The organism is Streptomyces sp. NPDC052299, from assembly GCF_040679335.1.
Classification (GTDB): domain Bacteria; phylum Actinomycetota; class Actinomycetes; order Streptomycetales; family Streptomycetaceae; genus Streptomyces.
In genome coordinates, this window is the sequence record NZ_JBFAUP010000023.1 from 24,538 (window position 1) to 38,007 (window position 13,470).

The following is a 13,470-nucleotide window of genomic DNA, read 5'->3' on the forward strand; positions in this document are numbered from 1 at the left end:
TCGGGCGCCATTGCAGCATATGAGGATTCCTCTATCATCCAGTTCTCGCCGCACCTCACGAAGAGCTTCGAAAAGATCGACGCCTGTCGCGGACAGCGTTTCCCCCTCTGCAGTGATGACATGTAGGCCCCATGGGGGTTCATCTTCATAACATACGAGCCATTTCTGCTCAGCACCTCCCGGAATTCTTGCACATACAAACGTTTTGTGCATCATGGACGGTATCCAGGGTTCTCTATCACTTGATCCGTTGGCATGCCCCAACTCCAGCGCACGGCCCTTACTATCCTATACCCAGGAATTGCGGGAAAGATTATTTCCTTCTCGGCTCTGAATACGTACCCGAACCCGAGAGCCTTGTTCATATCTATGCCTACCCCAGGGGATTCAATTTCGTAAACCCACGTGGTGCCTTTCGCCTTCTGCGGAAACATGGCAGCAAGACCCGCTCTCTTACTCGTCCCCACCACCGACGATGAACCAGCGTTATACCAACCGTACTGCTTGAGATCGAGCGGGGCATCCATCGGCGAAGTCTGGAACCCCGTAGAGAAGACCTCAGAAGGGTCACGGCTGTCGCCACGAAAAACTCGCCCAGGACTTACTACAGCCTTACTGGGGGCGTTGACTCCTGGGAAGGGGTTCGCGACAGGAGCTTTACCCTTTAGAGCTCGAAGCCAATTAACCGCCGGTCCTATGAGGCTACTGCTCGCCCCGCCCACCGCGCCCAGTAGAAGGTCCCAGGGGCCTGTAGGACGGCAGTTGACTTTGTTGACTGCCCAGGAAAATCCAGCACCGACACCAGCGTTGACCGCTGTCGAGGCGGCGATGCCGCGCCACCCGGACAGTCCAAGTGCACGCGTTGCGGCCTGCCCTGCACCCGGCATGAGAAGACCAGCGATAGCCCCTGTGACGGCTCCTTCCCCGGTCGCCTTGCCGAAGTCGCTCCAGGAAAAGCCACCATTGCGATGCTTGAAGGCGTAGATGCTTCCCTCTACCACGCCGCCGACGGCAGCACCGAATCCTGCGGATATGCACAGGGGGCAGCGGCCGGATGGGTCTGTGAGGTTGGTGGGTTGGTTGTCGGCGTAGGAATAGTTACTTCTGGCGGGCTGTACTGCGTCGCGGTTGAGAGGGTCCTGGCTGGTAAACCGGCCGAGGACCGGGTCGTAGTTGCGGGCGCGCAGGTAGTAGTGCGCAGATTCAGTCATGGGCTCTGCGTATTGCCCGGTGTAGGTGAAGGGGTTAGCTGGCGCTGTCGTGACGAGTTTGTTGGTGGCGGACTTCCCGAACGCGCTGTAGCTATAGGTGTACTGGTTCGTTCCGACCGCATTGGTAAGCGCTGTGATGGAGCCCTGGCCGTCGCGGTGGTAGTAGAAGGGTCCTGCGCCCGTCTTTACGGTCTCGACCTGTCCCTGGGCGTCGTAGGTATAACTGCTTTGAAGCTGTCCAATTCCATTCGTCTCGGCTGCGACAGTGGTCAGCGGAGTAGAGATGTCCCAATAGGAGGTGCGTTGACGGGTCCCGTTCTTGGCTGCGGCGGTTCTATTTCCGTCGGCGTCGTAGGTGAATGTGACAGTATCGGGGCCGTTCTTGGTGGTGATGAGTTGGTTGCCGGCGTCATAGGTGAGAAGGTCGTTGCCATTGCTGGTTTGGTTGCCGTCGGCGTCGTAGGTGAAGGCATGGGTGGTGCCCCCGGTGGTATGAGTCAGTTGGTCGGCTTCGTCGTAGGTGTAACTGGTAGTGACACCGACGGTGGTTGATGTGGCTCGATTGCCCACCTTGTCGTAGGTGTAGGCGGTATCAGGAGTTGTTTTGGGGCAGGTTTCGGCTTTGGTTGCTGAGGTGCACTCGGTCAGAAGTTGGCCGGTGCTGTCGTAGGTGAAGTAGCGGAATGATTCCGTCTTTCCCTGAGTAACGGAGTCAATCCTCAGGGGCTGTCCGACGGGGTTGAGAATCTGCTGCCAGTTGGTAAGGGTTGTATTCCCCTTGGTGCTCTTTACTGCCGTGAGTTGGCCAGCGTTATCGTAGCTACGACTTTCAGTGTGGCCGTTGCCTGCGGGAAGTGTGGTGGTGGTGAGGTTTCCGGCCTGGTCATAGGCATAACTTATGGTGGTGTTGTTGGCCGTCTCTGAGATGCGACGGCCGTCGTTGTCATAGCTATATGTGGCGCTGGTGTTCGTTATCTGGGAGGCCGTGGAGCGTGACTTGAGGTTGCCGTTGCCATCTCCATGCCAGGCGAGCAAGTGACCGGCCGTGTCGGTGGCAACGGCATCGAGGGTCGCACCGGCGTCGAACTTGCCGGCCAGTGGCTGTCCGTAGTTCTCCCAGCTGTCAGCTTGGGTGATCCGGGTTCCGAAGGTGCCGTCACCCTTGCCGGGGTAGAAGTAGGTGAGTTTGGCTGTGGTGCTGCGGCTGAGGAAGTCCTGCTTGCCGTCGCCGTTGAAATCACCGGGCGTGAGGTTCATGGGGCCCCAGCCGGTTCCCAGGTCAGCTCTAGTACCGAACAGCCCGTTGCCGGTCCCTGGGTAGAAGTAAAGGGTTCCATCGGATTTTATGGCAAGGAGGTCCGGCTTGGTGTCGTTGTTGAAGTCGAGGCTTGCGATGCGGTAAGTGCCCCAGCCAGAGCCAATGGCAATTCGGGTTCCGAAGGTGCCGTCACCCTTGCCGGGGTAGAAATACATTTTGTCTTCGGATGCGTTGATCGCGAGGAAGTCTTGGTTGCCGTCCTTGTTGAAGTCGGCTGCTGTGAGAGACATTGCCGCCCACCCCGAACCGCGGTCGGAAGGGGTGTCAAATCCTCCCTTGCCGTTGCCGTCGTAGCGCAGCAGATGCCCGGTGGATTTCTCGATCGCCAGGAGGTCGAGTTTGCCGTCCCCTGAGTACTCGATGAGTAGTGCCTGGCTGAAGCCGGATCCCGAGCCAGCGATTGTGGTCCCATCGACAAAGGTTCCGTCGGCCGAGCCGAGGTAGGTACGGATGCCGCTATCACCATCCGTGCGGAGCACGTCGGTGATGCCGTCGTCGTTCAGGTCTCCGGTGAGGGTCTGGGCTGCTCCGGTCCAGTCCAGGGCCTGTTCTTGTGTGGGTGCGGACCGTTTGGTGAGGCGGCCTTCGGCGTCGTAGGCGTAGGTGAAGGCGCCACCGCCAGTAGTGGGGGTGACTGCGGTGAGTCGCCCTGTCTTGTCATAGGTGAAGGCGCGGGTGCTGAAGGCGTCCGTGACTCGGCTGGGGTGCCCTATGGCGTCATAGCTGTATGAGACGGCTGGGGTGCCGTCGGAGTACGTTCGTCTGGTGACTTGCCCGCGGACGTCGTAGGTGTTTGAGATGGTCTGGCCACGGGCGTTGGTCAGCTTGGTGAGGTTGCCTTCGGGGTCGTACTGGTAGGTCTGGGACCGATCGAGAGGATCTGTAGTACTGGCAAGGCGTCCTGCGTTGTCGTAGGTGTACGACGTGGCGTGCTGGTTGGCGTCGGTCCGTTTGGTCATGTTGCCGAGCGCGTCGTACTCCATGGTCGTTGCCCCGTTGTCGGGAGCCACGATCTTCTTCAGCCGTCCGAGGCTGTCGTACTCGTAGGAGGTTTTCTTTCCTCGGGGGTCGGTGCGCTCGACCATGTTGTTGAGTTGGTCATAGACTGCATCAACCTTGTTGCCAAGAGGATCGCTCTGGCTGGTGATGTTGCCCGCGGCGTCATAGGCAGTGCGCCAGGTGTACTCGTCCGGGTCAGCACCAGCGATGTTGCCGCGCGGGTCTACCAGTCCGATCTGACGGCCGCTGTCGTCGTAGCTGTAGGTGGTCTTGAATCCGAGTGGTGAAGTTTCTGAGATCAGGTTGCTTGCGGCGTCGTACTCGTACCTGACGATCTTTCCAGTCCGGTCCTTGACCGATTTGAGTCGCCCGACTTTGTCGTAGGTGTTGGTCGTAACTTTCCCGAGGGCATCGGTTGTCGTGAGGACATTTCCCTCACCGTCATACGTGGTCTCGGTGGTGTGTCCTAGCGGATTCGTCACCTTCACCGGACGGTTTTCCGCGTCGTAGTCAGTCTGCGTGGTGTTTCCAGCAGGATCAGTAACTGTGATCTGATTTCCGACTTTGTCGTAGCCGTAGGTCCAGGTGAAGGGCTTCGGGTCCGCTCCCTCGATGTTGCCTCGTGGAGTGGTTATCGAGGTGATGTGCTGGGCTTTGTCGTAGGTACGTGTGGTCTTGGCACCTGTGACATCGGTGGTGGTGACAGGGTTGCCCATGACGTCGTAGGCGGAACTGACGGTCTGCCCCGCCGGATTTTTGGTCTGGGTAAGTTGGTTGGCGGCATCATAGGTGTAGATGGTGGTCTTGCCAGCCGCGTCCGTGGTCGTGGCCAGGTTGCCAGCTGCATCGTAGGTATAGGTCGTCTGCTGACTCTTCGGACCGGCGACATTCAGAAGACGGTTAGCTTCGTCATAGCTGTACTTGGTCGTATATTCAGCCGGGTCCTTGCCGCTGATGTTCCCCCTGGGGTCAACAGTCGAAGCGACTCTCCCAGAGTCATCGAAGGTCTGGGTGGCACGTGAGCCATCTGGGTAGGTCACCGATATCTGATGGCCGGCACTGTCGTATCCGTAATGTGTAATTTTGCCACGGGGGTCCGTGACGGATTCCAACTGCCCTCGGGTCGTATAAGTGAATTTAGTGCTGTTGCTTAGCCCATCGACGATGCTGTCCAGCAAACCGCCGCCATTGTAGGTGTATGTAGTCTCACGCAATTGAGGGTCAGTGTACTTGGTGACATTTTCGCTACTATCGTAGGCGTACTCGAATTGACCCGAAGCCGGCTTTTGGATACCGGTTAGCCGTTGATTTTCATTATATGTGTACCGGGTTACTTTTCCTTCGGGGTCCGTGATCTTGCTGACGTTCGCGGAACTGTCATAACCGTAGAACGTCTTATTTCCGAACGGGTCGTACTGGGCGGTGATGATATTGCCAGAATAGGCATCTGTCCAGACGCCGCCGTCCGGAGCCGTAGTGTCTGTTGTGGACCCGTTGTAGGAGAACTTAGTCACCCGGCCCAGGGCATCTTGCTGGCTGGTTACCTGCCCTTCGCTGTTATAGATGTTTCGGACCGGATAATTTCCCCTAGCGTCCTTAATCGATTCCAACCGACCGGAGGCGTCATACCCGTAAATGGTGTTGCTCTCGTCAAGTCCAGTGACTCCGGACAGTCGCCCTGCAGAGTATGCGTAGTCGACGGTTCGTCCATCGGCAAGAACAATGCGGTTAAGCAGGTCACCGCTATAGCTCGCCGTCGTTACGCGCCCGGCAGAGTCGGTCGCGCTTGTCACACGGCCAGCCTCGCGGTGATAAGTCACGCCATTACCTGACCGGTCCTTTCGTGAGAGCAGCGCACCGTCCTTACTAAAGGCGTAGGTCACTTTCTGCGGCGTTATAAGTGCATATGTATCATCGGACAGCTTAGCGAGGCTCGATCGGGACGTCACCGGCGTGGTGAACGAGGATCCGTCCTTCTCGTACACGTAACTGGCGCCATTCTCGGAGACATAAGTAACTGCCCCATTACTCCCTATGACAAGCCGGGCATCCCACGGAAGCGACCAACCCGGACCAAGCGACCGGCCTGTATCTTCGGCAGAAAGACCAGCGGGATCAGCAGAGTTGGTCGAGGAATAGTGGCGGGTCAGATTAATTCCGCCACCAGGAGAGGACTCATAGACATCATCAACTTCGATCGAGAACGCCCCGGTAGCCGTGTTAACCGAAGATCCCCGATAAGTCTGGGGCTGCGAAAAGGCTGCTATGGAAGATCCGCAGCGACTGCTACAGTCTGCCGTCTGACCGTCAGGGATGCTACCTAGGAGCTCCGCATAGGTAGCAACCAAGCCTGTTCTGTTATTGTCCGTCGTAGTTACCTCTGCCTGTATACCAAAGTCTCCAGGAGTTCCCGTTCCTTCGTCGCACTGGTCCGCAGCCACTGCGGTATTAAAGGTGAAGACCGGGTTGTCAGCGGGCTTGTTGTAGAAATCCCAAAGAGAGGAGTGTGTGACCCCTTTTTGCCCAAGGTCATACTCCTTAGAGACTCCCCGACACACGACAATCCATGTTACTTTTACGGGGTGGAGAGCATCGATTACATTTCCTTCTGCATCCCAACGCTCATCAGAGTTGGTTGCCTCAACCACGCCTGTAACGTTTTCACCTAGAATAACAGTTCCGTGGTCATCATCAGCATATTCAACGTAGGCTCGAATTCCCCCTTCGGCGCCGTAGATACGAATGTAGTTCGCTGACCCCCACCAGAGTTGATCGTCTGGAGAAGACGCGCTGCCGTGGGCTCCTGCATCTTTCTGTGCGGCAGCATACTGACGCAGATCCTGCTTCCGCCTCTCCTCAGGAGAGCTCGGTGACGAGGTCGGAGGAAGAGACTTTTGGGCGTAAGCACGATCCCTCAGCACTTGATCGTGCCGCTCTTTCAGTGTCATTGCCTTTTTTTTCACGGCCGGGCGGGGCCCCTCTTTGGAGGCCCCAACTCCGGCCACTGACTGCTTCTGCGGCAGTGCGACCGCATTGGCGCCAAACAGACTAAGAACTACGCCGAAGACTACGAGACATGTGATCATCGACCGGAGCAACGAACGGCTGGATCTCATATTTCCCCCCACAGCTAGCCCTCTAAAGACACCTGGCCATGATCTTTAAATAGCAGAAGAGAACGCTACCGAAGGCGCCGCGTTCATGACATGGAACACAGTAAGAGTGACACACGTCACTCCGGAATCAATAGTTCCACCCTGTTAACTAAAGGCTGTCCCGTAACTACTGGTGCCCCTCGGCAGAGTCCGGTATGGGCCGATTGGTCGAGGGCTCACTGCGGGTGGCAAGCCGGGCTGCAACAGGACAATCCGGCTCTCCGAGGTGACACTGGCCGGCCCGGCTCTGAGTTACGGGACAGCCTTTACAACGCCTAACAGAATGGGCGCTGCGGGCTGAGCTACAGAGATCCCGGCTCGCTGTCGGCGACAAACCGCGTCAAGGATTGCTCCAGCAGTTCCAGAAACTGCCGCAGGTCGTCCGCTACCTTGTCGAGCTCGGGCTCGTCCAGTGATGACGTCCGCGTCCGATGAACTGACCCGTCAGGGCCCGCAACGTAGAACAGGCCGCCGCCGTTCGAGCCGATGGCAACCTTCTGGTCCGCGCCGGCATCGACAGCGCCGTTCTCCTGGAATCGCAGAAGGACGTCGCTTGCCGCGTCGAGGAAATAGCCGTTGCCGACGTCCGCCCAGGTGACGTTGCCGATGCTGTCGTAGAAAGTGACCAGGTCAGCCGGGATGAGACCCGCTTGAGCAAGCGCGCGAGCCGCAGTTTGATCGTCGCGGCTGGCCGACCGGACCTCGTTGGTGCCGGGAGGAAAACCGTGCCGACGCTCGAACTCGCCCGTCAACGCCACGAGGACCCTGGAGACTCTGCTTGTCCACGAGGCCAGCCAGGCGGGTGAAAGCGAACTGTCACTCATGAGGCTGGATCATTGCATAAGCCACGGAAACCAATGAGGTAACCCAGCGGCCTTGCACCCCGACGTCAAGACAGTGTCTTGAGTTGTCGGTGGGTGATGAGGCAGCAGGCGAGCTTCAGGAACGCTTCGTGGATGTCGGCCCGCCGTTCCCACCGGATCCGCAGCCGTCGGAAGCCGTGCAGCCAGGCAAAACTCCTCTCCACGACCCAGCGGTAGGTGCCCAGCCCGGTGCCGTGTCGGGTGCCGCGTCGGGCGATCGCGGGCACGACGCCACGGGCGCGGACCTGGTCGCGGTAGATGTCATGGTCGTAGCCGCGGTCGGCGAACAGCGAATCCGGCTTACGGCGGGGACGGCCGACCCGGCCGCGGACCGGCGGGATCGCGTCGAGCAGCGGCAGGAGCTGAGTGACGTCGTTGCGGTTGTCGCCGGTCAGAAGAACAGCCAGAGGGGTGCGGTGCCCGTCAGTGATCAAGTGGTGTTTGGAGCCGGCGCGGCCCCGGTCGACTGGCGAGGGGCCCGTCTGGCTCCCTCTTTTAGCGCCCTGACGTGGGAGGAGTCGACCATGCAGCGGGACCAGTCCAGCCGTGAGACCGCGTTCAGTTCGGCCAGCAGGACCTCGTGCAGCCGCTGCCAGACGCCGGCTTGGTTCCAGTCCCGTAAGCGGCGCCAGCACGTCATGCCCGAGCCCGAGCGGTCCGAGGACGAAGCGCGGCACCAGACGGCGCTGTCGGACGAGCACAAGGCGTACCAGGAGCGGATCTGTCGGGTGTCGTCGGCGGAGGGGTGGTTGGCTGGCAGCGAGGTGCGTACGGCGGTGGGGCCGCGGTCGTGGATCCAGACCGACACGCTCGTTCAGGGCGAAGCCGGGCTTTTGATTGGTTGGGAGATCCAGCTTTCGTCGGCCGGGCGGGAGGGGCCGCGCAGTGTGAAGGCGCGTGCGAACAAGGCGGCGAGGCTGGGGATCACCCCGGCGTGGCACACGGACCGTTCCGACTACGCGGCCCGGACTGACACGCACTGGACGCGGAGCAACAGGCTGCCGGCGCATGTGATCGAGAAGTCGGGTGATCTGCGTGTTGTGTCGGGGTTCCGCGTGCTGGACTTCTGGCGGTGCGACGCCCGGGCGCTGTATCGGTGTCCGGACACCTCGAATCGGTGCGGGAAGCAGCACGTCACGGTGAAGCCGCGGGACGTCTTTTTCGACGACCTCGTCCGCAGGACCGCCTCCGGGCTGATCGTGCCGGTCGAGCAGAAGCTCGGCGCGAAGACACACCGCTTCTGGGTCAGCGACTCCGACCGGGACCGGCTTGATGACCACAACGCCGGCCGCCCCGCTCTGCCACCGGTGGAGCCGGAGGCCGAACGCGAACTCCCCCACCGCGCGAGCCACCGGCCACCCACATGCCGTTCAGCTCCCTCCAAATCCACACCGGGCGAAGCGCAGCCCAGGGCCCTGTCCCCCGCCGGTCCGGTCGTCCCGGATCCGGTAGTACGGCTCACGCATATTGGAGCCTGGCCGCTCTTCACACCCTCCACCACGGTACCGACGCCTACACGTCCGGCTCCTTCTGCTCCTCCGGGCCCAGCAACAGTTCCGGCTCAACCGCGGCCGGCGGTTCCGTGCGCATCCTCGGCCTCGGCAGTAGTGCAGGGCGCGCCCACAGTCCCTCGGCAGACCGGCTGGAGCGCGCACCATGTTCTGGACTGGCGGTCGAACGATCACTGGGCACCGGAAGCACGGCCGTGCCGGCACTGCTCCCGCTATACGAATCTTCGCGACAACGACGGCGCCCCTTCCCACAAAACGTGTGCTGAGGGGGCAACGCTGGGACACCGGCCGGTATAGAGGGACGTGCTCCCCGGGCCTGAATTTGTGTGGAGCGGCATGCTGAGCGCGCGGCGAGACCAGTGAGGGCGGCCAAGTCAGGTGAGATGCGGCTCGATGCCAAATTGGTTGATGATGCCTGAAGCGAGCGACTGTACGGCAGCACGCAGATCTGCAATCCCGGCACGGGGAGCGAGCTCGTACGGTGTCTGGCGCACCACGACGGGGCAGCGGCCGGCTTTGGGAACGTCGAAGGCCCCGCGGTGTTGCTCCAGAACCGCGATGAAACCGGGGAACCTGCTCGTAGGTCCTGTTCGGTGTGAGTCGCTGTCGCAAACGATGGTGGCCAAGACATCCGACGAGGAGTTCAGGTGCCGGGTGCCTGCGGCCTCGTGGGCCAGGGCCAGGGCGTCACAGATTCCGTTCTGCACGACCTGTACCTCGACGGGGACGTGAAGGCCTACAGGCACCCGGGCCCTGTACGCCTGGCTTGAGACATCGACCGCGTATACGACGGTGCCATCGTGGTGGAGCTCGACCATGGCAAGGCGCCCAGCGGGGGGCCCTCCTGAGAGGGTAAGGAAGTTTCCGTCGATCCAGCGCCGCAGGCCGACACGGGCACTGCCGGTCAACGCATCGCGCATGGGGCTGCTTCCTCCGAATTCGCCGCGGAGCTTGGCCGCCGTGGACAGGGCCTTCCTCATCGCGAAGGCGGCCTCGTGGTGCTGGGGATCGGGAACCAGCAGCGGAAGTGGTCGAGACGGACGGGAGACCACGATCAGCCATGCTGTGGTGTTGTCGCCCTCACCGAGGACTACCTCGCGAGTTTCGGCGACGCACCGATCCAGCGCCTTGCCGGCGTCTTCCTGGCGCACGAACCGGTCTCGGTAGGCGCGCTCGATTTCGTGCTCCGACAGCCAGGTGGTGTGATCAGTGAAGCGGGCAGGAACGGCAAATGCCTGCTGCTCCTTATCGCGCGACGACGTTCCGAGCACGAAGTGCGGGGCCATGGGGCTCGCGGGGACGTCTACGACGAGGACCGTCCTTGTACGGTCAGGGGACTCCAGGGGATAGATGTCGACTCCGCCGACGAATGGCTGGGTGTGGGCACGAAGCCACTTGTACAGGTGCTCTGTAGCTATCTCATCGGGGTTCACCCCGTCGATGGCTCGGTCGTTGCGGACGCCATAGACGAGGAGGCCGCCACGGGCGTTGGCCATAGCGGCGACGTCCTTGGCGAACTCCGACCAGAGACCAGCCTCAGGTTTCTTCGGCAGGACGCGCTTCCAGTCGAGATCGTCTCGTTCACCGTCGATCTCTTTTGTGGCCCGCTCGATCATCTCAAACGTCAAAGGGCCTGGAGGGAGGCTGAGTTCTTGGTGGATCCGGGTCCATACGCTGACCATCGAGCCAGCATATAGATGCTGATCGTCGTACCACCCCCACCTTCGCTTCCTGGCGATGTAACGGCTCGACGAGGGACGTCGGCGTGCGCTTGTGCGGGCGCGTCCGGTCGGCAGCCCTGGCAGGCCAGTCGCGCACAGTACCCCGGTGGCAGTCGACCAGAACGGGTGCGTGTGCAGGAGGACCACGACATGCGCAGCAACCGCCGGCGCAGCGCGGTGGAGTAGCGGGACGGCCGCCGTACCTCAAAGCTGTGCGAGCTTGGCCGACCTCGCTGTCGGCGACGGACTTCAAGGGCCGGCCCGCGCGCGCTCGGGGACGACTTTGCCGAGCGTCGTGGTGTGGCTCCGGCGGGTGTTCGCCACGGTGAGGGAGTTCAGGTAGCGATCGCCCGGCGGCACGCATGCTCGCCGCAGAGGCGGTCCTGAAGGGGGGTCGCCACCCCTTGCCACAGATGACAGTTATCTGTGCGAGTGGTTCCGGACTATGCCGTGTGGGCTTTCAGTTGGCGCGGCTGAGGTCGCCCCGCCCTCAACCGGCGGGGGGGACCTTCCCCGGACCATGACACCGTTTACAGCTTGAGGTAGAGGGCGAGGGCGACCCAGGCGGCCAGGGCGAGCGTCAGGGCGGGAATGAGTTCCGGGCGCAGAACAGCGATGATTCCGGCGACGACCGCCCCAACAAAGGCGATCGCGGTGCGGTCTCGGTCGGCAGGCATGTCTCTCCTTCGGGAAGGTGTTCGCCGCTCCGGTCGAGCGACGCCGAGCGGCCGGGAGCGCGGTAGTCCGCCCCCGCTTTCGCGGCCGTCACTCCTTACACGTCCGATGGGGCCGAATCCGGATACGCGCCCACCCCTCACCATCAGGTTGGGCTTTGAAGCGGAGCGAATCGAGATCTAGTCGCGTCCGAGCCCAGATCCTTTCGAGTGTGCCCTCTTGGCGGACAGGCCGGCAGGGCTGCGAGTCGAGGGCCAGTACCTCGGCAAAACCCAACTCGACACGGTGCTCCCCGGTCTACGCAAGGCATCCCGCTGGGCCAGCCACAGAGGCAACAGGCAGACCCTGCCCACCGTGTGACCAGCAGCTACGCAACTTCTCCAAAAAAGTTCGGCGCAGGCATCCGGATTCGAAGGTCCCCGGACGTCTTGGGGGTGAAGGCACGCCCTTCGACCCGCTGAAGTTCTCTGGAAGGGAGACTGAGCCGATGGCTTGGCCCGCGATGGCAGGAGACGGGAGCAAGAGCCCTCCGTCCTGTCCACAGGGCGCCCGATCTGCGGCGCCCTTCCCCTCAGTGAGGGGAGGGGCACATGACTGAGGAGATGTGCCCCGACCTGTACGACGGCGACCCTCAAAGTCGCTTTACGGAACTGAGAACACCCCTGCTTCTCGCCGCGTATGCGCAGAGCAGCGACCGTCATCTCGCAGAGGACGCGGTCCAAACGACCATGGAGAAGGTGTTCAAGAGGTTCCTCCCCGAGCTAGCGAAGGTTAGCCCGGACCGCCTTGAGGCATACAGCCGAACGGTCCTCAAGAGGGTTTTTATTGACGAATACCGCAAAAATTCCAGGGTCGCCCTTATCCCGGTTTCGCCGGAAGCCCTTCCCGATGGCGTCTCGTCCATAGGGCTTCCGGAGGCCGCTTACCAGGAAGTTCGGGACGGCATTTATGAACTCGTATCACAGCTGCCCGAACGCCAGAAGGAAGTTGTTGAATCCTGCTTCCTGAGGGATGTCCACCCCTCGGAGGTTGCAGCAAAGATGGGCGTTAGCGAGGAAACCGTGAAACGGTATCTGCGAGCAGCGCTTACACGACTGGAGAAGGTTATGACGGCGTCGCCGGAGGAGGGGGTGTCAGCATGAGCAGTTGGTTTTCCTCGGAGGAGCGTGATGCCCTCGCCAGGCTGGTCCTGCTGGAGCTCTTCCAGCAGGCCCTGTGCGACGACCATCTACTGGGAGAAATGTCGGACCGTGTGGGGGGTCGGCCTTCGGGCCGGCCCCCGGCCGGGGCTGAAAACCGACTGACCGGCACATCCTTCCCGACGTCCACGCTTAATCATTTCCGCGAACTTGCGGGATTGCTCAAGCGTTCCGACGATGAAGGCCTGAGCGCTTCCGAACAACGACGGGTGGCAGAGCTATGGGAACTCCTCAACGAGCAGTCTTACGCCAATTACTGGTGGCAGATGGCTGCCGACTCTGGGGATGAGGACGCAAAGGATTACCTGGAAATCCTGAAGGCGGAGAAAAAGTTCGGGCCAGGGGAACGAGTCGCTTCTGCCAGTGATCGAATCTCCCACTACGTGACAGCACTCAACATCAGCAGGTTGGAGTGCTCCAGCGCTGGCCACCCCCAGGTAACGAAAACAGACATCGAAAGGCTGCTTTCGGAGATCGAAAAATTTCTCGCCAACCCGGACCAAGTAGCAGACGGGGGCCGACGAATCTAGCTTTCCGAAAATAACCATGCCTCTAAACCGAGGCATCGAAGAAGGGTTTCAGAATGACCTGATAAACCTGCAAGTCGTCCGTATCGGCTTGCAGGAGGAGAACTTCAGCAAAGTGCGGCGGTCGCCACCTCGGGGGATAGGCGACCGCCGCGCTGTCGTCTCCAGCCACTACGAACCGCAATGGACGACCTCCGCGCACATCACCCAGCTCGAACGACGCCTGTGTTCCAGTGATGTCCGGTCTGCCCATTGTCGGGAGGGGACGCCTTTCCGCACCCAACAACCGAG

The 13,470-nt window shown here is 61.1% G+C and carries 6 protein-coding genes and 2 pseudogenes; 2 read left to right on the top strand and 6 right to left on the bottom strand.

The genetic code is table 11. The features are described from left to right. Positions 1–212: 212 nt before the first annotated feature. From AB0L33_RS30185 to AB0L33_RS30210, 6 genes and pseudogenes are all read right to left on the bottom strand, one after another. The gene (locus AB0L33_RS30185) at positions 213–5,513 is read right to left on the bottom strand and encodes an FG-GAP-like repeat-containing protein (RefSeq protein ID WP_365686576.1); all 5,301 of its coding nucleotides are present in this window, start codon (positions 5,511–5,513) and stop codon (positions 213–215) included. Between the two features lie 6 nt (positions 5,514–5,519). Continuing rightward, positions 5,520–6,644 (bottom strand): annotated as a pseudogene (locus AB0L33_RS30190) (DUF6531 domain-containing protein); the annotation flags it as partial. Between the two features lie 341 nt (positions 6,645–6,985). Further along, positions 6,986–7,435, bottom strand: a complete 450-nt coding sequence (locus AB0L33_RS30195) for an SMI1/KNR4 family protein (protein ID WP_365686577.1) — start codon at positions 7,433–7,435, stop codon at positions 6,986–6,988. A gap of 137 nt (positions 7,436–7,572) precedes the next feature. Then, positions 7,573–8,195 (bottom strand): annotated as a pseudogene (locus AB0L33_RS30200) (IS5 family transposase); the annotation flags it as partial. 1,236 nt (positions 8,196–9,431) lie between these two features. After that, positions 9,432–10,673, bottom strand: coding sequence for an ATP-binding protein (locus AB0L33_RS30205; RefSeq protein WP_365686498.1), 1,242 nt, complete (start codon positions 10,671–10,673; stop codon positions 9,432–9,434). A gap of 635 nt (positions 10,674–11,308) precedes the next feature. Then, on the bottom strand, positions 11,309–11,455 hold the full coding sequence (locus AB0L33_RS30210; protein WP_365686499.1) for a hypothetical protein: 147 nt from the start codon (positions 11,453–11,455) through the stop codon (positions 11,309–11,311). A gap of 588 nt (positions 11,456–12,043) precedes the next feature. Between AB0L33_RS30210 and AB0L33_RS30215 the strand changes: the two genes are divergently transcribed. Next, positions 12,044–12,595: a sigma-70 family RNA polymerase sigma factor gene (locus AB0L33_RS30215; RefSeq protein WP_365686500.1), complete on the top strand. Its 552-nt coding sequence runs from the start codon at positions 12,044–12,046 to the stop codon at positions 12,593–12,595. Continuing rightward, a complete protein-coding gene (locus tag AB0L33_RS30220) occupies positions 12,592–13,182 on the top strand; it encodes a hypothetical protein (RefSeq protein WP_365686501.1) in 591 nt (196 codons plus the stop codon). The genes AB0L33_RS30215 and AB0L33_RS30220 overlap by 4 nt, the downstream gene beginning before the upstream one ends. Positions 13,183–13,470: the final 288 nt, after the last annotated feature.